This window comes from Paenibacillus sp. MER TA 81-3, from assembly GCF_023713585.1.
GTDB lineage: Bacteria > Bacillota > Bacilli > Paenibacillales > Paenibacillaceae > Paenibacillus_B > Paenibacillus_B profundus.
Genome location: NZ_JAMAWB010000005.1, coordinates 275,704 through 298,155, shown reverse-complemented (window position 1 = coordinate 298,155; position 22,452 = coordinate 275,704). Strand labels below are relative to the sequence as shown.

The 22,452-nt window shown below is 50.6% G+C and carries 20 protein-coding genes; 4 read left to right on the top strand and 16 right to left on the bottom strand.

Features of this window, described 5'->3' with window-relative positions:
- Positions 1–19: 19 nt before the first annotated feature.
- Both M3650_RS09290 and M3650_RS09285 read right to left on the bottom strand, forming a co-directional pair.
- Positions 20–1,195 (bottom strand): S1C family serine protease, encoded by a 1,176-nt coding sequence (locus M3650_RS09290; protein ID WP_251574059.1) that lies wholly within the window; start codon positions 1,193–1,195, stop codon positions 20–22.
- A 233-nt stretch (positions 1,196–1,428) separates the two neighbouring features.
- Positions 1,429–1,632, bottom strand: coding sequence for a DUF2759 family protein (locus M3650_RS09285; RefSeq protein WP_019424775.1), 204 nt, complete (start codon positions 1,630–1,632; stop codon positions 1,429–1,431).
- A 355-nt stretch (positions 1,633–1,987) separates the two neighbouring features.
- Between M3650_RS09285 and M3650_RS09280 the strand changes: the two genes are divergently transcribed.
- Complete coding sequence (locus tag M3650_RS09280) at positions 1,988–3,616, top strand: nitrite/sulfite reductase (protein ID WP_251574057.1); 1,629 nt, start codon at positions 1,988–1,990, stop codon at positions 3,614–3,616.
- Between the two features lie 367 nt (positions 3,617–3,983).
- On the opposite strand, the gene M3650_RS09275 is transcribed toward M3650_RS09280, so the two are convergent.
- From M3650_RS09275 to thiM, 12 genes are all read right to left on the bottom strand, one after another.
- Positions 3,984–4,751, bottom strand: a complete 768-nt coding sequence (locus tag M3650_RS09275) for an HAD family hydrolase (protein ID WP_251574055.1) — start codon at positions 4,749–4,751, stop codon at positions 3,984–3,986.
- 90 nt (positions 4,752–4,841) lie between these two features.
- Entirely contained in the window at positions 4,842–5,078 is a 237-nt protein-coding gene (locus M3650_RS09270; protein ID WP_251574053.1) for an aspartyl-phosphate phosphatase Spo0E family protein, read from the bottom strand.
- Positions 5,079–5,286: 208 nt separating this feature from the next.
- A complete protein-coding gene (locus tag M3650_RS09265; RefSeq protein WP_251574051.1) occupies positions 5,287–5,424 on the bottom strand; it encodes a hypothetical protein in 138 nt (45 codons plus the stop codon).
- Positions 5,421–6,728, bottom strand: coding sequence for a helix-turn-helix domain-containing protein (locus M3650_RS09260; protein ID WP_251574049.1), 1,308 nt, complete (start codon positions 6,726–6,728; stop codon positions 5,421–5,423). The genes M3650_RS09265 and M3650_RS09260 overlap by 4 nt, the downstream gene beginning before the upstream one ends.
- A 205-nt stretch (positions 6,729–6,933) precedes the next feature.
- On the bottom strand, positions 6,934–8,154 hold the full coding sequence (bcmE, locus tag M3650_RS09255; RefSeq protein ID WP_251574046.1) for a thiamine pyridinylase: 1,221 nt from the start codon (positions 8,152–8,154) through the stop codon (positions 6,934–6,936).
- A gap of 59 nt (positions 8,155–8,213) precedes the next feature.
- Positions 8,214–9,455, bottom strand: coding sequence for an HAD-IIA family hydrolase (locus tag M3650_RS09250; protein WP_251574044.1), 1,242 nt, complete (start codon positions 9,453–9,455; stop codon positions 8,214–8,216).
- A 73-nt stretch (positions 9,456–9,528) separates the two neighbouring features.
- A complete protein-coding gene (locus tag M3650_RS09245) occupies positions 9,529–10,290 on the bottom strand; it encodes a class I SAM-dependent methyltransferase (protein ID WP_251574035.1) in 762 nt (253 codons plus the stop codon).
- Between the two features lie 15 nt (positions 10,291–10,305).
- A complete protein-coding gene (locus M3650_RS09240) occupies positions 10,306–11,322 on the bottom strand; it encodes a thymidylate synthase (RefSeq protein WP_251574033.1) in 1,017 nt (338 codons plus the stop codon).
- Positions 11,323–11,337: 15 nt separating this feature from the next.
- The gene (locus M3650_RS09235) at positions 11,338–11,808 is read right to left on the bottom strand and encodes a nucleoside 2-deoxyribosyltransferase (protein ID WP_019424764.1); all 471 of its coding nucleotides are present in this window, start codon (positions 11,806–11,808) and stop codon (positions 11,338–11,340) included.
- A 75-nt stretch (positions 11,809–11,883) separates the two neighbouring features.
- A complete protein-coding gene (thiE, locus tag M3650_RS09230; RefSeq protein ID WP_285848388.1) occupies positions 11,884–12,510 on the bottom strand; it encodes a thiamine phosphate synthase in 627 nt (208 codons plus the stop codon).
- 20 nt (positions 12,511–12,530) lie between these two features.
- Positions 12,531–13,343: a bifunctional hydroxymethylpyrimidine kinase/phosphomethylpyrimidine kinase gene (thiD, locus tag M3650_RS09225; RefSeq protein ID WP_251574028.1), complete on the bottom strand. Its 813-nt coding sequence runs from the start codon at positions 13,341–13,343 to the stop codon at positions 12,531–12,533.
- Positions 13,340–14,182, bottom strand: coding sequence for a hydroxyethylthiazole kinase (gene thiM / locus M3650_RS09220; RefSeq protein WP_251574027.1), 843 nt, complete (start codon positions 14,180–14,182; stop codon positions 13,340–13,342). Before thiM ends, thiD begins: the two co-directional genes overlap by 4 nt.
- A 1,005-nt stretch (positions 14,183–15,187) precedes the next feature.
- Between thiM and M3650_RS09215 the strand changes: the two genes are divergently transcribed.
- Complete coding sequence (locus M3650_RS09215) at positions 15,188–15,340, top strand: hypothetical protein (protein WP_251574026.1); 153 nt, start codon at positions 15,188–15,190, stop codon at positions 15,338–15,340.
- Between the two features lie 75 nt (positions 15,341–15,415).
- On the opposite strand, the gene uvrA is transcribed toward M3650_RS09215, so the two are convergent.
- Positions 15,416–18,286: an excinuclease ABC subunit UvrA gene (gene uvrA / locus M3650_RS09210; RefSeq protein ID WP_251574025.1), complete on the bottom strand. Its 2,871-nt coding sequence runs from the start codon at positions 18,284–18,286 to the stop codon at positions 15,416–15,418.
- Positions 18,287–18,342: 56 nt separating this feature from the next.
- Positions 18,343–20,340, bottom strand: coding sequence for an excinuclease ABC subunit UvrB (gene uvrB, locus M3650_RS09205; protein ID WP_251574189.1), 1,998 nt, complete (start codon positions 20,338–20,340; stop codon positions 18,343–18,345).
- A 395-nt stretch (positions 20,341–20,735) separates the two neighbouring features.
- Between uvrB and M3650_RS09200 the strand changes: the two genes are divergently transcribed.
- Positions 20,736–21,548 (top strand): flagellar motor protein, encoded by an 813-nt coding sequence (locus tag M3650_RS09200; RefSeq protein WP_233696356.1) that lies wholly within the window; start codon positions 20,736–20,738, stop codon positions 21,546–21,548.
- Entirely contained in the window at positions 21,532–22,347 is an 816-nt protein-coding gene (locus M3650_RS09195; protein WP_019424757.1) for an OmpA/MotB family protein, read from the top strand. The genes M3650_RS09200 and M3650_RS09195 overlap by 17 nt, the downstream gene beginning before the upstream one ends.
- The last annotated feature ends 105 nt before the right edge of the window (positions 22,348–22,452 follow it).

The window sequence follows — 22,452 nt, the reverse complement described above, 5'->3', positions numbered from 1 at the left end:
CTTTTTGGCAATTCCCTGCTCAATCCGCGACTTCTATGCTCTGTTGCTCCTCAGAATTCTTCACGGGCTTTTCTTCCGTCAACGTTACCGTCCGAGCGACTAGATCGCCGCCCGACTGCATCATCAGCTTCACCGGCTGACCCGGAAGCTTCAACTTCAGCGCTTCATGCACATCCACGATCGTCTTTACAGACTTGCCGTTAATGGAATACAATACGTCACCAGCTGCTATGCCAGCCTTCTTCGCCGATGTGCTCTGCACGGTCGTCACCTTAATTGGATCATCCGATGGCAGCCCGACATACGCAGCCCAGCTTTCCTCCATTTCTACACCGAGTGAAGCCCGCATAATCTTCCCGAATTTGAAAAAGTGCTGTACCGCCATCTTCACGGTGTCGGCAGGGATGGCAAAGCCCATATTTTCAATGCCAACCGCAGCGAACTTCATACTATTAATGCCGACGACCTCGCCTTTCATGTTCACAAGCGGGCCGCCGCTATTGCCTGGATTTATGGCTGCATCCGTCTGAATCAGCTTATAGCTGGATTCTACTGCACGATCGGTTCCGCTAATAATGCCCGTCGTCGCCGAATTGCGCAACGTGAAGGACACCGGCGTGCCCAATGCTACGACCGATTCCCCTACCTGCAATGCCGCATCAGGCTGTACGAAAGAGACCGGCTGCAAGCCCGTTACAGCAATCTTCGCGATCGCCAGATCGCTTTCTTCGTCGGCGAACCATTTTGTGACCGGATATGATTTTCCGTTCGGCGTCACGACCAGCGGATGCACCAGCTCCGAGATGACGTGCGCATTCGTAACAATCCACCCATCTTGACGCACTACGACGCCAGTGCCGTGAGCCAGCCAATTGTCCGAATTATCCTCCGCATCCCGGTGCTTTCCAATGATGGAGACGACCGATGGACTGACCTTTTTTACGATGGCTGGAATATCATTTGGCGCGTAACGGTATGTCTTAGTCTTGGCATCATACATCCCTTTGCTCCCCGTCATTTGCTCGAACGCATCCGCCTCGATATATACCTTGTCTTTCACCTTCGTTGCTTTCATCGTAACTGAATTTGACGCTTGCCCGGACACACTCGTGACCCCCAGCGTCAGTCCCAGCACGATACTGATCCCCACGCGCCACGTCCGCCGTCCGATGCTGTTCTTACGCCGCTCTCCCATTTGTTTGCTCCTTCCTTGCTCTGCAGCCTCTACTGCTCTACATACCAATATTGATGATATTTCCCTATTACGCAAGCGAAAAAAAGGCTCTTTGATGAATTCCCACCAAAGAGCCTGTCTGTTCTGAACTTTCTTATGTCTCGCGCAACTTGACCATGCCATCTTATCCCGCGATGTAATAATCCGTGTTTAAACTAAACTACCTCTAAATATAGAATCGTGGAGGGATGCCCCTACCAACCCTGAATCATGATCCAGTCTGCAAACAAGAACACAAGCAAACTGACTACGGCAAAGCCGAGTGCTAATAAATTGCGTTGGCGCTGCTTCACTTGACGAATAACCGCCCACACCAGGATGATCGTAAACACGATCATGAATATGTCGAACAATTGAAATAAACTTTCAGTTTGTTGTGCTCCCTCGGCCAGAAACATGGTGCGACCTCCCTCTACACGCGCATTTTACCTATCTGAGTCTATGTTATATTTACCCAGCTTCAGATGCAAGTCAAAATCATTATATTTAACAAGATTGTCACCAATTTTTCACGTTTTATGCTTGATGCAGCCTGAATTCGATGACTGATGTCATAGATAAAGGGATAACGCTTACTTTCAGCCATTTCATAAGCAATTTCGCGATCATTTATCAGAAAGAGTAATACCTTTTTTTACCTTACATTATTGTGGGCCTTCTGTAAATATGCTACGATGAGCTAAAGCTCAATTCATACTATTTATATCGGAATTAATTAGATTAGAATTTAGATGAGGAAGCGAGGGATTACCTATGGCGTATGAGCCGGTGTGGATGCAGGACCCTTCGAAGTTGAATAAGTTTGAGTTTGTCAAAATGGAAAAGGACGGACTGGATGTCATCCGCGACATTATTGAGACGTATGCGCTGCAAGGCTACGAATCCATTCCCGAAGACGACAAAGGCCGGTTCAAATGGGCGGGCGTCTACGAACAAAAGCCAAAGGATGGCTATTTCATGATGCGCATCCGCATTAATTCAGGAATTATGAATGTGGCCCAAGCCAGAGCGTTGGCGGATATTGCCCAACTGTACGGGCGCAGTCTGATGGATGTGACGACGCGGCAAGCGATTCAATATCATTGGCTGCGCGTGGAGGACCTCCCGGATATTTTCAAGCGGCTGGAAGACGTCGGCTTATATTCCTATGAAGCCTGCGGCGACTGCCCTCGCACGATTGTTGGTAATCCCCTTGCTGGCATCGATCCAAATGAGTTAATGGATACGACCGCACTCGTGAACGAAGTAAACGACTTTTTCCTATTGAATCGTGACTTCTCCAACCTTCCCCGCAAATACAAAATGTCCATCTCCGCCAACCTTTACAACAATGCGCACGCGGAAATTAACGACCTCGCCTTCACTCCAGCCGTAAAAGAGATCGACGGCGAGCAGGTGCTCGGCTTCCACGCCCATGTTGGCGGCGGGTTATCAGCGAAGCCGTTCTTGGCCAAGCCGCTCAATATGTTTATTCGTCCTAAGGAAGTGCTCAAGGTGGCGATCGGCGTAACGACGTTGTTCCGTGATAACGGCTTCCGGGAGAAGCGCCATCAGGCGCGGCTCAAGTTCTTAATCGCTGCCTGGGGCGTCGAGAAATTCCAAGCGCATTTGGAAGAGCTCATCGGGAAGTTCCCAGCACGAGGCGACGATAGAACACTTGGCTGGCAGGCTGCCTATTTCGATGGCGTTCATCCGCAGCATCAAGCGGGGCTGCATTACGTAGGACTTAATGTGCCTATCGGGCGCCTGAACGCGGAGGAGTTCCATCAGTTAGCTGATCTGGCTGAGAAGTACGGTGACGGCACCCTGCGAACGACCATGTCGCAAAATATAATAATAACAGGGATTCAGGAGAAGCATCTGGATACCGTGCTGTCAGCTCCCGTGCTGCAGCGGCTCACCCCGTTCCCGAAGCCGTTCATGAGCCGCACCGTGTCCTGCACGGGCAACGAGTTCTGCAACCTGGCCATCGTCGAAACGAAAGAGCGCGCCCACCGCGTTGCTGAGTATTTGGATGCGCGCGTGCCAGAGCTGAACGAGTTCATCCGCATCCACTTTATCGGCTGTCCGAATGCTTGCGGGCAGAAGCACGTGGCAGACATCGGCCTGCAAGGAGCGTTGGTGAAGACGGAGCAAGGCATGATCGACGCCTTCGATATCGCCGTGGGCGGCATTCTTGGTCCGAATGCCCGCTTCAACACGACACTGAAAGGCCGTGTGAAAGGCGACGACGTTCCGCATGTGTTGGAGCAACTGCTGCTCTACTATAAACAGGAACGTCACGCAGGCGAATCGTTCCATGCCTTCTTCCTTCGTGTCGGAGCAGAAGCCTTCCAGGCGAAATTAACGGAGGTGTTAACCGCAATAGCCTCGGCGTCTTAGTCAATTCGTGACAACTGAAGCCGTATATTACAATCATCACCTTTCAATGCATCCTTATTTATGGTATTATTTCTATAGAAATTCGTTTTATTATAGTCATACATGAATAAACTAATAAAGACCGCAGATGCTGGAACATCTACGGTCTTGCAATAGATTGCCCTTAGGGCAGTCGACTAAGATTGACAGAAAGTAGACCTCCTGGCCATCTAAGCTCAAGGGAGGTCTACTTCTTGTTATGGAAGGACTACATGGGAACGTATTTTCCTATTCCTCTGCATATAAAACTAATAAATTCTTTCAATAGCAAAAACCCCCTCTTATCCGACTAGCTATCGGATAAGAGGGGGTTTTTAATGCTCTATTATTATAGCGTCAGCTCAATTTCATCATACGCGCGAATCATGACATCCGCCTTAGCCGGCTTGGCATCGAATTGGCGCTCCTCATCGATGAACACCTGCAGCGCCGAGCCCGCGCTATGGCCCATCTCCATATCGCCGACGGAATCGCCGATAACAGCCACTTCATGCGGCTGCAAGCCAAGCTCCCGGCAAGCGAGTTCCACCATATCCGGATATGGCTTGCCATGCTCCACGCAGTCGTCGCCAATGACAGCAGCGAAATAATGGCGGATACCCATCTTTTCCAGATGCTGCTCTGACGGACGCTTGTCGTCCGCTGTCACTACGGCCATAGGCAGACTGAGCTCGCGGCAACGTTCTAAGAACGGCACGACGCCGGATATCGGCACGATGTTCGCACGTTCCAGCACTTGATCGTTCGCATACTCGAACACTTCCGTCACACGCTGAACCGCTTCGTTCCATGGCACGCCTTCCTTATACAGCAGGTATGTGGCAATGCCTATCATTTGTGAAGGAGAGCCCATCGCGAGCGGCCCTTGGCGATCATGCTTGCGCACGGAACCGTCCTCTTCAATGTACACGCCCAATATATAACCCGGCTGTTCCGGCAATTCGCCGCCTTCTTTCTTCAGCTCCCGTTCCAATCCCGAAAGCACCGTCTCTGCCCACCAACCCCACAGGCTAATAAATTGCAGCAGCGTCCCGTCCTTATCGAACAGAATGCCGCGCACCTGTGCGCTGCAGCCGCCGACGTTCATCTGTACCATCCACATCTCCCTTTCCCCGGTTGATGGTATCATAGTTCGGCGCACGGAGCATATTTCCTGCTTTCCCGTACAAGATTATTCGTTATATTTTTAGGCGTCCAACCGCTCCGTCCGTGTATACGCGGCGGCTGACACCATCCACTTGGCATATGTCTCTCGCTGAACCGTCACCAGATAATCATCCAATTGCTGGCTCAGCTTGACGATCTCATCATCCGTGAAGCTCTTCTTCTCGTTCACCGCCTGCACCAATTCACGTCGAATTCGTTCAATTGTCTGCATCAACGCTTCTTGCGTGCGTTTCCCCGATAAATGAGCGATATTCATTAGCTAGGTCACCCTTTCCGGCTGGAAACGGTCTGACGACAATTCGTTATCCAGATTCTGTATTCTGACCTAGTATAACCCATGTTTCTCGAAACCTCGCTTTTGGACACTCTAGAAAACTCAATAATTATACTAATCTGTAAAATAAAAGAACACCCTTCATGAAGGGTGTTCCATGGAAATTTCCGCTACGTTATAACGAATTGATTTACCACTCCACTACTCCGCCGCCGGCGCCTGCGAACGCTTTAAGTACGTCAGACTGCACAACCGTCTCGAACAGAGGATAGACAAATACAGCAACACCCAGTGCCATAACTGATAAATTGCTCCACATTTTTTTCATTGTAAAACCTCCTGATGGATATTTTTCAGCGCATGAAACGCTGCTCTTACCTTCTGCAGTAAACCGTATAGCTGTTCGATGTTTTCATTCTTTGCTCTGATCTCGCCTAATAGCCGATCAAACAGCAGTTCAAAACAACTATGAGCGTTATTTTTCCTATCTATCTTAAAAAACAAGGTCGCGCTTTTTAGCAAACAATCAACGGATTCTTCTTTCCTGTTCAGTCTATAATAGTAGTCGCTTTTTAACTTGTAATAAAAAGCTTGATCGGAAATAACGAGGGGATTTAACCGAGTAAGCTCGATATAATCCTTTTCATTTGCAATAAGCTGATCGATCGCTTTAAAGTTGTTCTGTTGAAGATACAAATCGATGAGCTCGCATATGATGTATATTTTCCCGGGGTTTCTCATCAAACAGCCTTGCAACTGGTTAGTAGCCAAAGCAAGCCTTCCTTTTTTTGCATTCAGTTTTCCCCGCATGAACTGTACATTTTCTAAAACAGCAGGAAACGAGTAGGTTTCATATTTATTGATATTCGCTTCAGCCATATCGTAATTGCCGATAAAAAAGCAACAAAAGCTGACCAAGAGAACAGCATCCGCTTTTAATTTGCTTTCCGTAACGTCCAGCTTTTCGACATAATGGAGCGACTCTATCGCCTCTTCGTATTTATTCAGGTGGTAGGCATGAACGCCCAACTTGTAATAAAGCTTAATTTGTTCTTCGATCGTCAAGAATTGAACATAATTCAAAATACTTTTTCCGGTGTGATATGTAGTTTGCAATTCTTCGTACTTATCTCGTTGAATCAGGTATTCCTGCAGCAGCGCCTTAGCGTAGTACGTTTGGATGCCATGTGAACGCGTATAATCAATGATAAGCTTGTACAAGGCTAATCTAATGGCTAGATTGTCTTTGACCGTTCCAACAAAGGTGTATAACTCTTCTACCAAATCGTAGCTGTCTTTTCGCTCGTCTAGTAAATAGCGGGAGGCAATGCGGGTACATAATGTGGGCGCGCTGGTGACGGATTGTCTTAAGATGGACATAAGCACGTCGGCTCTTTGTTCCACGGAGAGATATAACTCCACAATGTCTGCATAAGGAAAGTCAAGGGCGCTCGCGAGGGCCTGCATCGTTTTGAAATCTGGACGCTTCGTTTCCCCGTTCTCAATCTTGGAAATAATCCCTTTTCCTACGCCAGATCTCTCTTCCAGCACGGTTAAAGTTAAATTGGCTTCCTGTCGGCGTGTTCTGATGAGGTCGCCAATAGATGTGAACTCTAGCGACTTCGTTCTCATTCCCTCACCCTTCCAAATAACACTTATCGACTTTTCTTTATATTTTACCACATATTCCCTAATATGTGAATAACCATTGCTTAATAACTTGCAAGTTTCCACCCATCTCCATACGACTGTGCGGACCTCCCAACTGTTCGCGATAATTTTGTTCTATAAAGAAAGTGCCCCGTGAATCATGAAGATCACAAGGGCACCTATGCTTTTAGCTCGCCAAGCTCGTTAACTCAAGCGCTTCCGGCAATACTTTTTTGGCGGCATTCAGCCACGTGCGCGCCTCAGGCCCGATGCGGAATACACGGTTAGAAGGATTGTTCACAATTCGAGATAACTCGGAATAGATAGGGTAATCCTCCTCTAAGGCACTATATACACTATGGCGTGCCGGCAGGAGATATTGCGGATATTGGCCGTCAGTATGAGGCCGCAGGGCTTGTTCCACCGTATCCGAAGCGGCCACGACATTCGCTAGCTCTTTGGCTAGTTCGGGATGGGATGTCTGAGAGTTCACACCGACAGCATCACTGTAGAAGAGCGGAATGTCTTGAGCGGTCGATGACGAAATCGGTTTAAACCTTACCTGATCTGCGTAAGCCCCCATTCGCATCATCGATTCGCTGTAGCCGATAAAGGCTCTGCCGCTGCCCTGCGCGAACCAGGAGGCTCTTGCATAAGCGTCGCCATCCTCCGGATAATACTGCGATTGCTTCATCCCCGCCATATCGATTAGCAGCCTCAAGCCGCGAATGGCCTTCTCATTCAGATGGTCCAGCGGCGGAAGTACGTCATATTTTGTATAACGGTTGGTTACATCGATGAGCGCTTCCAAATACATGCTCGCCTTGGTCGTGCCTCCAGACATGTCGATCAGCAGCCCCTTATTTGCCTGAGGCGGGATTTGATCGGAATGATTGGTGCCGACTTGCTTGTATAACTCATAAATATTATCTACTTGCGCCATTTTCAGATCATCTTTCCGGTAAAAGAGCAGGTTCGTGCATAAAATTTGCGGAAGGGCATACACTTTTCCGTTTCGTTTCGCGCCCTCCAGAGCAAAGTGCACAACATCATCCGCCTGGTCGATTTCATCGCTGCTGAAAGGGAGCAAATACCCCCCATCCACGAAATGACTGAGGAAAATCGAATCTAACACGAACACGTCCAGATCCTCAGGCGGTTCAGTTGAATAGGAATCCCAAGCCACAAACTCCAGCTTGACGTCTGGCTCCTTCCGCTCCCACTGTTCGAGAACGGCCGCTTCAAACCGGGAAGAATCAGGCACGTAGGGATATACCGCTACCTTCAACGTAATATTCGCAGGTACGTTGAGATGGTCCGCTCCAGCCGCTGCCGGACTAACGACAACAAGCAACAATGCCAGAATAATCATCATATTTCTGTAAATGATTCCTTTAAAACTTTTCATGCCGCTATCACCCGCCTCTATTAAAATAAAAATCACCATTTAACTTGATAGATTTCGAGTCAACGGAAAAAAGAGATAGATTCATCCGCCAGGGCATCCGCGATCCACCGGGGATGCATCGTCAACATATTATCCGGCAGCGCATCCAATTCAAAATATTGCACATCCAAGGTTTCGTCCCCTTCTCTAACCAGCGTTCCGCCCACCACCTCACAACGAAAGTACGTCGTCACAAAATGGCTGACCTTCCCGTTGGGATACGAAAAAACTTGGGAATCAGGGTTCGAATATACCCCGATCAACCGTGTCACTTTTACGTTCAGGCCGGTTTCCTCGGCGATTTCCCGAACGATCGCTTCCTCTACGGTTTCTCCCAGCTCGACATGACCCGACGGAATCCCCCAGCACCCATTATCTGCACGCTTCATCAGGAGAACCCTACGGCGTTCATCCATAATAATGCCCGCCACCCCCGGCTTGATGTCATCCGGCCAAGGAAAAGCCGGAGCCGTCCAAGGCTCCAAGCGCACCTCTTGATCCCATAAGCTGCGCAAATCGGGAATGATAGCATCGGGCTTGCGAAAATCCCGCGCAGATGGAAATTCGGAACGTGGAGCGCTTGATACGAGAATTGCCGATATGCCCATCCGGTGTGCGCCAACAATGTCCGTATCGGGAGTGTCACCTATCATGACTGCGCGGGACAAGTCCTCCACATATTCAAGCGCCTGCTGGAACATATAAGGAAATGGCTTGCCCACAACGTCCGGGATTATCCCCGCAGACATCTTGATAGCTTCAACAACCGTTCCGACCGCCATCATAGGCCCTTCTGGACCCGGGAATATCCTGTCCGCATTGGTGGCAATGCATTTTGCGCCCTTAACAATTCGCGTCACGGCTCCCTGTATCTCCCGGAGTGTAAGTTCATCACTCCAGCCGACGACAATAGCTTCGGCGCTGCTCACATCAACAAGCTCAAGGCCTGCCTGACGGCATTCCCATTCCAAATGCTCGTCCCCCAGCACATATACAGAATGGACTTGCTGCTCACTTAAATAACGCGCTGTTGCCCATCCCGATGTGACGACTTCACCAACGTTCGCTTCAATCCCTAGTCCGTTCAACTTAGCCGCGACTTGCTCTCGCGTCATGCAAGGATTATTGGTCAGAAACCGAATCGTCTTGCGCGCGATCCGAAGGCGCTCGAGCGCTTGAACTGCACCCGGCAGGGCCTCGGGCCCAATGTAGATCACACCGTCCAAATCAAACAAGAACACGTCAAATCTATCCAGCAACACGTCATTCCTCCTTACGTTCACTCTGCCGGTTTGCCATGAGGTTATCTCCGTCTCTTAGCGGGAAATCAGTTGCTCATGCGTCTTTGACCGCCCGATAAATGAGGAAGGGAGGATAATCCCGCTCCATTTTCCATTGTTCAAACTGACTCGCTTGCTCTATTTCTCTTAATTCATCCGGAGGGATATGCCGTAAAGTAGGCTCCAAACATTCAATATTTTTGAAACCAACCTCCTGCAGGAGCTCGTGATACATCTCTTTAGGCCAGTGGAAATCATGAAGAATCATATCCTCCCGGTCAGGAAGATGGAGCCATTCTTGCCGCGCTTCACCATGTTTATATTTTCTTCCCGGCTCCCCATTGCGGAACGTCGAAAATTCGATGCCCGTCGAATCCGGATGCGTGTCCAAAATCGCGTAGGGAGCGCCCGGGGCCAATACCCGGTGAATCTCCCGCATAATTCGCTGGATTCGATCTTGGCTGCTTGTATTGATGAACACATAGCAGGTCATGGCGCCATATACCGAATTGTCCTCCAGAAATGTTAATTGATCATTTTCGATTCGGTGGTAGTCCACCTGAGGGTGGGAACGTTTTTGAACGGCAATATCAAGCATATTGCTTGATTCATCCACGGCAATGACATTCAAATCCATGCTCTCTGCCAGCCGGTAAGCTACTTTTCCGGGTCCGCACCCATAATCCAGCACCCGCTTCCCTCCGGGAACGGAGCTTAAAATATCAAACACAAATCGAAACCCCAATGTCTGCTCCAGAATGTCATTGTAAGCCTCGAACTGATTAGCTACGACCTCTTGCTTCCACGACGTCTGCATCCCTTTGCCCCCTTATCACTGCTGGATATGCTGCATATTTGATATAGACCGATCAGGCCACTTATTTTGCAACAGCCTCTGATAGACCGGCCACAAAGCATGGAACACGGAAGCATCCACCGGTCTCTTATAAGCTACAGATTGGTAGAAGCTGAACAGCAGCAATACCTGCCGCCAGTAAGCAGGCATGTCCAGCGCCTCAATATCCGGGCCTGACAAGATGATTTGGTCTTCTCTCAGCAACGATTCATACTCCAGTATGGTCTGAATATAAGGCCACTGGCTTCCCGAAGGCATTGCGGGAAAAGTATCAACGCTCTGATTGTCATGCGTCTCAGAATGAGCCTCTTCCAGCACCTTCTCCACGACATGATTATCCGGTTGATATATATGTACCGAACCGACCACATGATAATAATCGCCCAACTCCAGCTGAAGCTCCCTGGCAAGCAGCTCCTGCATGAACGTGAATGAAAAAACATCGCTGACCATGCCTCGAAACGCATCGTTCGCACGCATATAGGCGACAGTATACAACTTCCGCTCCCGCACAAAAAATTGGAGCCCAATCGTACAGGAAACATCGATGTTTGCTGATTCCAGCGATTCATTGGCATCGAAAATCTGGATAAAAGCCCGCTTGGAATCCGGGTCATCTTGACCCAGTAAATGTGCGATTCGTTTCCATTGATTCACCTTGTCAGATCCGAAACGAAAAATTTTGGGACCGTAAGCCGTTCCTGTAAGCGTACGGCAATTCATAGAATAATCGTTCATTTTCCGATTGTAGTAGCCGATATAATCCAGATCGTCCCTGCCCGACAGATACCACAATGCTTCGGCAAAATTGAATATGATATTCGTGCGGCGGCTCGGCAAATAACAGACGCGCTCCACGGGATTCGCGAGGACAAATTGATAATTCAGCCTCTCGCGGCTCTGGTGACCGCGCGGCGCATTAGAGAACTGCGGTTTGTTATAAATTTCGTCTAACGTAGCTATATAAGATTCGTGAAAATGGTCGAAGCGCACCAACCTCTCCTCCTTCTATTCCGCAATGCTAAACATTTGTTCGAGCTTGGACAGGTAATCTTTTTCTTCTTGATAGGAAATGAACGTCACATCGGCGACTTTACTGAGCCCCCTGATTAAGAATGCATAATCCTTGTTCTCCTCCAGCAGCAGAATGATAGGCTTGCCGAAGGCAGAAGCCCAGCCGATTTCAATATGCGTGCCTGGAGAAGCGGGCGATCCGGGAAATGCAACGAACAGATCGCAGGCGCGGATTTCCTCGAAGTCAATGGCCGTACATTGTTCAGGCGTCATGAAATCTTTGCCCCAACCTTCGCGCTTATGCGCATTATGAACAGCGTAATTTCTCGCTTCAAAAAATGAGATCAGCTGGATCAGTCTTTGCTGCTCGCTTTCTTGCATGCAGCCTGTTTCGGCATCCACCAAACTTTTGAATGGTCCCGCCAAAAACAACTTCTTGATACCCGATTTGTTCACGATACTCATCTCGCAGCTTCCACCTTTCAAATTTGGCTATACATTGACGGCCAATGATTGATTTATCGTCCCCTAGCTGTTCATTTACGGCTCTAGCCGGCGTATTCTAGCCACCGATTCACGAATGTCATTCCCCCCGGTTATCGCCGAAATGACGGCTACGCCATCCGCGCCCGCTTGCATAACCGCCGCAGCGTTCGTAGAAGTAATCCCGCCGATTCCGGCGAGAGGCACATCGATCCCCGCTGCGCGCATCTGCCGAATGATGGATACGCCCTGCACTTCATGCGCATCGTCCTTGGAGCGGGTAGGGTATATTGGCCCGATTCCCAAATAATCCGCTCCTTGTTCCACGGCGAGCCGCGCCTCCGCAACCGTATGCGCCGATACTCCGAGGATTTTATCGCCGATCTTCGACCTAACACGGTCTGCCTGTTCATCATCCTGACCAATATGGATGCCATCCGCGCCGAGCTCGAGCGCAAGTTCGATATCATCATTGACGATAAATGGAACGCCGATCCTGCGGCAGAGGGCTTGAATCTCCAATCCCAATTGCCTTTTCCTGTCCCCGGTCAGCGCGCCCGCTCCCTTTTCGCGATATTGAAACAGCGACACGCCTCCCGCTAGCGCTTCTCGCACTACATATAACGGATCCAGCCGGCAATTGACGCTTCCCATCACCATGTAGAGCCGCAAGTATGCGCGCATCCGTTCTGCTGGAATTCGGCTCACGACCGCACCGCCCTTCTGCGGCCGTAAGCCCAGTGGTTGGTCGGACCATGACCTTGGCCGATGCCAAGCGTATCTTCAAGCGCCGCCTGAATGAACGCGCGGGCTGTCCCTACTGCATCAACGACAGACGAGCCTTTGGCCAGTTCTGCCGTCAGGACTGAAGAGAAGGTGCATCCCGTTCCATGCGTATGCCGGGTATGAACCCGCTTACCATCCAGCTCGGTGAAGTGTTGTCCGTCATATAGCAGGTCCGTCACCTGGTCATTCTCCTCGCTATGACCGCCCTTAATGACGATATAGCGGGAACCGTAAGCACCGATCCGCTTGGCGGCTTCACGCCGGTCTGCCATTGTTCGGATGGACATGCCGGTTATGGCCCCGGCCTCGGGAATATTCGGCGTCACGACGAGAGCAAGCGGCAACAGACGCTCTTTCAATGCTTCCACCGCCGCCTGCTGCAGCAACTCGGAGCCCCCTTTGGCGATCATCACCGGATCGACCACGACCGCTTTCCAGCCGAAGTGCTCAATCCGATCTGCCACGGCCCTAATAATATCCTTGCTAAAAAGCATGCCTGTCTTGACCGCATCAGGCGCAAGATCGGACCCGATCGCGTCCATTTGACCGGTCACAGCTGCGGTAGGAAGCGGGTACACGGCCTGAACGCCCAGCGTATTCTGCACCGTAATGGCCGTAATCGCGGACATCCCGAACACGTCCAGCTCCTGGAATGTTTTAATATCCGCCTGGATCCCCGCGCCGCCTCCACTGTCCGAACCGGCAATCGTCAGAGCTTTATATACGTTCATTGCGCCTCACCTTCCTTTACGGAAGACGGCAGGAATTCCCGCACTTCCGTATTTGCCATCAGAGAGTCCCTGTTCAGCCTAGATAGTTCGTCGATAAGGGCGATTTGGAAGCTCCCCGGTCCCGCAGCTTCCGTTCGCTCTGCAGCCCGGTAGGCGGCAGCTCCGTAAAAAGCAAGCCCCGCAGTTCCTGCCAGCAGCAAATCCCGTTCCACAGCGGCAAATGCCCCCAGTACCGATGTCAATAAACATCCGGCACCAGTCACCTGCATCAACAGGCGATGGCCGCCCTTCACGATGCAACCGGTCTGTCCGTCAGTAATGACGTCTTCCGGTCCCGTTACAGCGACGACCGTACGTAGCTTTCTGGCAGCTCGGGCGGCTAATTCCACTCTCTCGTCACCCGCTGATTGTCCGGCATCCACCCCTTTAATGGCTCGATTTTCTCCATTCAGGTGCGCTACTTCGGCAGCGTTGCCCCGGAGCAAGGACACCTCCACCTCGCGTAAGATACGCAAGGCAGACGCCGTCCGAAACGGTGTCGCTCCCGCCCCTACCGGATCGAGCAGCACTGGGACCCCGTGTGCGTTGGCAGATTGCCCAGCAATAATCATCGCTTCTACCAGCTCCTCAGAGAGAGTGCCAAGATTCAACACCAGCGCTCCAGCTATCTTGGCCATATCGGCCACTTCCTCGCGCGCATACGCCATCACCGGCGAAGCGCCCAGCGCCAGCAATCCGTTGGCCGTAAAATTCGTCACCACCACATTCGTCATATTGTGTATGAGCGGCTGTTCCTTGTGAAGTTTATCAATGAGAACGGATACTTGGTGTAAGGACATGATCAATCCAACCTTTCTTTTATGGTCGGGAGCCTGCAGAGGGCAGATGATAGTCATGAGATTCATAGACTGCTAGCGTTTTCCTAACCTTTATAGTGGTTGTTCAACAAGCCTCCTTTTGATCACGCGCTTATGAAAATGATAGACGGATTGTGATTGACTGAGTTTACAACTAGATTGAACGATTGCAGGAAGGAAACAGAGCACAACGCAACATGAGCAAGCATTTGCCAGACTCCGATAGACTTGTGGCACAAGAAAGCTTGTTATAGTAAGGGGAAGAAAATAGTATTTTTACAACAAAAAACACATGCGAACAGCATGCGTCGTACATTTACATGTTCGCTTCCTACGCTGGCATTACCCAACAGGTTCAATCGGTCTACAACAGATTAGTTGTACTCTCAGCTTGCTTCAGCAGGCTCCCGCTAGTTATTTTTGTTAATTTTCTACTTTTGTTCTTTCTTATTTCATATTATAGGTTAAATTTGTAAAATGCAATGACATATTTGGAAAGGAATGCGATCAGAGTCTCCCTATTGGAAAATATACTGTTTTTATCGCACAAAATACAGTCGATGAGACTAGGGGCGGTAGGAGCAATTGTGCATTCGTGGTCCCTCAATCCTATTTCGATTCCACCTTTGGTTCACTCTCCCAATGATTCAGATTGTTCCAATGAATAGCGCTGCAGTGATTGACTCATACATGCAATGAATGGGGCTAGTGGGCAGAAGAGTTTCCTCGACGAGAAAGATCGACTTCGCACGATTGTTGGAGCAAGCCAAGCGTTGAGAGATGCATTCGTAAATGGACGGTCTGAACAAGGTTCTTCTCCCCTTCATTCAGAATGGCAGCCCCCTTTCCTTTTCAAATGAGAATAGGTTGTCGGACTGCTCGGCAAATGGTCCTTATGTCCATTCTCCCATACCGTCAGGAAGGATGACGATGGGGATGAGATACATGCCAATTTGAATATACCCTGCCATAACGCGGCCGCTCATGATGGCAGATAACCAGAGTCGTCCTTGGCCGTGGCGCCTCCTGAAGGATGGGGAGAATGAAGCAAAGAGGCCGATGAAGCAGAGCACCGTCAGTCTGAACGCGCCATGGCGAACGGAACATTTCGTTCATGATGAAGAGTCAATGAAAGTATAACCCCCTCAGCAAAAAAACCGTCGCCTGCCCACTCGGCAGACGACGGTTCATCGTCAAGTTATGCTCCATTGCATGTTACGCGTCCTTTGTTGCTGCGACGAGCGACTTCTCTGTCCGCTCACGGTCGCGTTCAAGGACAGGCTTCAAGTAGCGTCCGGTGTAAGAGGCATCCACCTTCACGACGTCTTCCGGCGTGCCTTGGGCAACGAGCGTTCCACCGCCATTGCCGCCTTCCGGACCTAAATCGATGATATAGTCCGCCGTCTTGATGACATCGAGATTATGCTCGATGACGAGCACGCTCTCACCGGAGTCAACGAGGCGGTGCAGCACCTGCAGCAAGCGGTCGATGTCAGCTACGTGCAGACCAGTCGTCGGCTCGTCCAAAATATAGAACGTCTTGCCAGTGCTGCGGCGGTACAGCTCAGCTGCGAGCTTCACCCGCTGCGCCTCGCCGCCGGACAACGTCGTCGCCGGCTGGCCAAGCTTCATATAGCCAAGGCCGACATCCAATATCGTCTGCACCTTGCGGTGAATGCGCGGCACGTTCTGGAAGAACTCTACTCCATCCTCTACCGTCATTTCAAGCACATCGGCAATGTTCTTGCCTTTATACTTCACTTCCAGCGTTTCACGATTGTATCGTTTGCCTTTGCATATCTCGCACGGCACATATACATCCGGCAGGAAGTGCATCTCAATCTTAATAATCCCGTCCCCGCGACAAGCCTCACAGCGGCCGCCCTTCACGTTGAAGCTGAACCGGCCCTTCTTGTAGCCGCGAATCTTCGCTTCATTCGTCTGTGCGAACAGATCACGAATATCATCGAACACGCCGGTATAGGTGGCCGGGTTGGAACGCGGTGTCCGCCCTATAGGCGACTGGTCAATTTCGATTACTTTATCGATATGCTCCAACCCGCGAATTTCACGGTGCTCGCCTGGACGAACCTTGGCTCTGTTCAGATCGCGCGCCAATGTCTTGTACAGAATCTCGTTCACCAGTGTCGATTTCCCCGATCCAGAGACGCCCGTGACTGCCGTGAATACGCCAAGTGGAATCTTCGCATTGACGCCACGCAAATTGTTCTCCTTGGCTCCGCGCACTTCGATCCATCTTCCGTCCAACGCCCGGCGCTCCAGCGGAACCGGAATGAACTTACGACCGCTTAAGTATTGGCCGGTGAGCGATGCCTGATCCGCCATAATTTCCTTCGGCGTGCCTTCAGCAACGACCTTGCCGCCATGTATTCCGGCTCCCGGACCGATATCAATAATATAGTCAGCCGCAAGCATCGTATCCTCGTCGTGCTCTACGACAATCAGCGTATTGCCCAGATTGCGCATATGCTCCAACGTCTCAATGAGGCGGTCGTTATCGCGTTGATGCAGTCCAATGCTTGGCTCGTCCAATATATACAATACGCCCATCAAGCTGGACCCAATCTGCGTCGCGAGACGAATCCGCTGTGCCTCGCCGCCGGACAGCGTTCCTGCCGCACGGTTCAGCGTCAAATATTCAAGTCCGACATTCACGAGAAATCCGAGGCGCGAATTAATCTCTTTCAAGATGAGATTGGCAATCATCTGCTCCTTCTCGCTCAGCTCCAGACCAGAGAAGAAACGCTGTGCTTCCCCGATCGACAGCGATGTGACATAGGCCATGTTCTTATCATTCACGGTCACCGCCAATATTTCCTTGCGCAAGCGATGACCTTTGCATACGCCACACGGCTTCGCGCTCATAAACCCTTCGATGTACTCGCGGATGCCTTCCGAGGCCGTCTCACGATAACGACGTTCCAGGTTATGAATTACGCCTTCGAACACTACGTGAGCTTCCTTCGAATGTCCGAAATCATTCTCGTAACGGAACTTCACCTTCTCGCTTCCCGTGCCATGCAGCAGCTTCGTCATCTGCTCCGGCTCGAGCTGCCTTATCGGAATATCGGTCGGAATGCCGTAATGGTCGCAGACCGACTTCAGGAACTGCGGATAGTAGTTCGAAGTGCTCCCGGCCCATGCTTCGAACGCTCCGTCATCAATGGTCTTCTCCTGATTAGGAATCAACATCTCGGGATCGACAATCATCTTCATGCCAAGTCCGTCGCATTCCGGACAAGCGCCGAACGGACTATTGAACGAGAACATCCGCGGAGATAATTCATCCATGCTGAAGCCGCAAGTCGGACAAGCCAGATTCGAGCTGAATATGAGTTCTTCTTCGCCGATAATATCGACGAGCAACTTGCCGCCTGACATCTGCAGTGCCGTCTCGATCGAATCGGCCAAGCGAGCTTGCACATCATCCTTGACAACGATCCGGTCAACGACGACTTCGATGCTATGTTTGCGGTTCTTGTCGAGCTCAATGCTCTCCGATACTTCGCGAATCTCGCCATCTACGCGTACGCGCACGAAGCCCTGCTTCTGGATGTCGGCGAGCACCGTCTTATGCTCGCCTTTGCGTCCGGAGATGACTGGCGCCAAAAGCTGCAGCTTGGTCCGCTCTGGATAAGACATGATGCGGTCCACCATCTGCTCGACCGTCTGCGACGTAATCTCAATCCCGTGCTCCGGGCAATGTGGATGCCCGATGCGGGCGAACAGCAAGCGCAAGTAATCGTAAATTTCCGTGACTGTTCCAACGGTGGAACGCGGGTTGCGGCTTGTCGTCTTCTGGTCGATCGAAATGGCTGGAGATAAGCCGTCTATCGAATCGACGTCCGGCTTCTCCATCTGTCCTAGAAATTGGCGTGCGTAGGCAGAGAGCGACTCCACGTAACGCCGTTGGCCTTCCGCATAAATGGTATCAAAAGCTAAAGACGATTTCCCCGAGCCGCTTAAGCCCGTCAGAACGACGAACTTATCACGAGGAATCGTCACATCGATATTTTTCAGATTATGGGCACGCGCCCCTTTAATCACTATATGTTCACTCGCCAATGGGTTACCCTCCTGCTTTTCGGGTTCACTCGAACCTCATGAAGCCTTCCGAATTGTTATTCCATCGCCCGCAGTTCAAGCAGAGCGTCACGCAGCTCGGCCGCGCGTTCGAACTGCAAGTTCTTGGCTGCATCTTTCATTTCTTTCTCCAAACGCTGAATCAGTGATTGGCGGTCTTTCTTAGACAGCTTCTCCACAGACTTGCCAATATCATACTCACCCTTCGATTCAGCTGTCTTCGTCGCTTCAATGACATCGCGAATCTTCTTGCGAATCGTCTGCGGCGTAATGCCGTGCTTCTCATTGTGCGCAATCTGTATGCTTCGGCGGCGTTCCGTCTCCTTGATCGCCTTCGTCATAGAGTCGGTCATCTTATCAGCATACATAATGACGTATCCATCCGAGTTGCGCGCCGCACGTCCGATCGTCTGAATGAGCGATCGGTCCGAACGCAAGAAGCCTTCCTTGTCGGCATCCAGTATCGCAACTAACGACACCTCCGGCAAGTCCAATCCTTCCCGCAGCAGATTAATGCCTATCAGCACATCGAATACGCCCAGGCGCAGATCGCGAAGCAGCATCATGCGCTCCAGCGTCTTAATATCAGAGTGCAGATAGCGTACTTTAATACCGATTTCCTTCAAGTAATCGGTTAAGTCCTCTGACATCTTCTTCGTCAGCGTCGTCACGAGCACCCGTTCATCCTTCGCCAAGCGAATGCGGATCTGCTCGATCAGGTCATCGATCTGTCCTTTCGTCGGACGCACCTCAATGACAGGGTCAAGCAGTCCAGTCGGACGAATAATCTGTTCGATCATTTCCGGACAGTGCTCTATTTCGTATGGTCCAGGCGTTGCCGATACAAAAATGGATTGACCCATCTTCTGTTCGAATTCCTCGAACTTAAGCGGCCGGTTATCCAGCGCAGACGGCAGACGGAAGCCATGCTCCACGAGCACTTCCTTCCGGGCGCGGTCTCCGTTGTACATCCCGCGAATCTGCGGCAGTGTTACATGCGACTCGTCAACGACAATCAGGAAATCATCTGGGAAATAATCAAGCAGCGTATACGGAGTCGCTTCGGGTTCCCGGAACGTTAGCGGACCCGAGTAGTTCTCAATCCCGGAACAGAAGCCCATCTCCTGCATCATCTCGATATCATACCGCGTCCGCTGTTCTAGACGCTGCGCCTCCAGCAGCTTGCCCTGATTATGCAGCACTTCCAGCCGTTCTTCCAATTCACGCTCGATATTAACAAGCGCTACCTTCATCGTCTCTTCAGCCGTAACAAAGTGAGAAGCCGGAAAGATAGCGATATGGTCGCGTTCACCGATAATTTCTCCTGTTAATACATCAATTTCCGTAATGCGCTCAATCTCGTCCCCGAATAGCTCAATGCGCACCGCATGCTCACTCTTCGAGGCCGGGAAGATTTCTACAACATCCCCGCGCACGCGGAACGTCCCGCGAACAAAGTTCATGTCATTGCGCTGATACTGAATGTCTACCAGCTTCGACAATATGACGTTGCGCGGCTTCTCCATTCCGGTACGTAGAGACAACACAAGATTTCCGTATTCAATCGGAGAACCCAAGCCATATATGCAGGATACACTCGCTACGATAATGACGTCCCGCCGCTCGAACAGCGAACTCGTCGCAGAGTGGCGCAGCTTATCAATCTCTTCATTGATGCTCGAGTCCTTCTCGATATACGTATCCGAAGAGGGAATGTATGCCTCCGGCTGATAATAATCGTAATAACTTACAAAGTAATCTACCGAGTTATTCGGGAAAAACTCCTTGAACTCGCTGCATAACTGCGCCGCTAGCGTCTTGTTATGCGCAATAACGAGCGTCGGCCGGTTCACACGGGCAATCGTCTGGGCAATCGTAAACGTCTTCCCCGTTCCCGTGGCACCGAGCAGCGTCTGAACCTTCTTTCCTTGATACACACCCTCTACCAACTGTTCAATAGCTTGGGGCTGATCTCCTTGAGGCGCAAATTCCGATTCTAGCTCGAACGTCTTCGTGCTGATTTCCAAATCTGCCATCACTTCACCGCACTTTCCGTTTCCAGTTCTTACTTCTATTATTACCATCTTGCGAATGATTCCTTAATCCTGATTTCACCTGAAGGGTATTCATTCATCTAGGTCCCCCGACTCAAAACGCATGCAAAAAATGACGAGGGGGATCCCTCCCTAAACTTTACCCAATCTTTACCCGATAAAAATAGGAGACAGCGCAAAAATTAGAGAAGCGGATGCGCCATCCAAAATGACCGCTTCTTCAGTTCTTTTTATACGTGGATAAGGACGGTTGCGCTCCTGTCTAGCCCAAGTCCTTGATACGTTCAAAATAGGAATGTTTGTTCCCTTTTCATTATACTCCTTTCATGGATTGGATGCAAATGGGAAATGTATGTTTAACGGGAGAGGATTAACTTATGGATAAAACGACGGTAATTGGCATTATCGCAGGATTAGCCGCATTAATCGGCGGCTTTTTGTGGGAAGGAGGCCAGATCAGCGGTTTATGGGAAAAGACCGCTGCACTCATCGTATTTGGGGGCACGATTGCAGCGGTTGTCGTCAGCTTTCCGGGCAAACGTCTGCGCAACATCCCAAGCGCACTCAAAATGGCTTTCCGGCGCAACCCGACAGACGCGCAGAAGCTGATTGACGACATCGTGGCGATGAGCAATATTGCCCGCCGTGAAGGAGTTCTGGCCTTGGAGGGCCATGCGCAGAAGCATGAGAACGGATACTTGCGCGATGGCATGATGATGGTGGTGGACGGCACAGATCCAGAGCTAATCAAGCAGATGCTTGAGCTTGAAATGGATGGCGTCGAAGAGAAGCATGACGGCTATGCCAAAATATTCGAAGCTGCCGGTGGCTATGCGCCTACTATGGGAATTATCGGAACGGTCATGGGGCTGATTCACGTGCTTAGCAATCTCTCCGATCCTTCAGCGCTCGGTCCTTCCATTGCAGTCGCTTTCACGGCTACTCTGTACGGGGTCGCAACGGCCAATGTCATCTATCTTCCGATCGCGAGCAAGATCAAATCGCGCAGCGAGGGAGAAATTCGCTTAATGGAAATGATGGAGTACGGCATATTGTCTGTCCAGGCGGGAGAGAACCCGCAAATTGTGCGCAAAAAGCTTGGCTCGTTCCTGCTCGCCGAAGATTCGTTACAACCGCTGAAGATGGTTCCGGACGCAAAGCGAGGGATGATTCATGAGACGCAGAAATAGAAAGGGCGCCGCCAAGACGGAGAGTCACGAGCGCTGGCTTATCACCTATGCCGACTTGATTACGCTGCTCATGATTTTTTTCGTCATCATGTACGCCATGAGCCAAGTGGATGCGGATAAGTATGAATCACTTTCCGAGACGCTTCAACTCTCCTTCCGCAATGCCGATTCCGCCCTGCCTAAGGGGTCTGGCATCCTGGATGGCGGTTATCTGAAGACCGGAGAGACCGGCGCCCTCGACACCGCTCAAGACGGTGGTTCGGGTGACATGAAGGAAGAGCATGCAGTTGCGATTGGAACGATAACGAACAAAGATTTAGCATTTCGCAAGCAGGAAGAGGAATTGAAAAACTTCATGAACGTCATTCAGCAATATGTGGATGACAACAAGCTCGGTGAGCAAATTGAAGTGTCGGATATTCCGAAAGGGATTGCAATCCGTATGAGCGACAAGCTGCTGTTCGACTTGAGCCGGGCCGATCTGAAGCAGAAAGCAATGCCGACGATGGACAAGCTCGCTAGCTTGTTCCCACAGCTGAATACGACCATCAGTATCGAAGGGCATACAGATAATCTTGCCTTCGCGCCAGGCGGACGATACAAGGACAACTGGGAATTGTCCGCAGCACGCGCGTTGTCTGTGCTTCGTTTCCTAGTGGACGAGAAGAAGCTGGATCCTGAACAGTTCCAAATTGCCGGATATGGTGAAACCCGCCCCGTCGTGGATAACAAAACGGAAGAGCACCGCCAGCAGAACCGAAGAGTCGAAATTATCGTTCTACGCAATATGGTGCAGTAATTCAGATTATTACGCCATCAGTCCTATCAATATACATAATGTCTGGAAATACACAGTTTATGCACAATGTTAACAGAGTTATCCACGTTATGCACTGATATATCA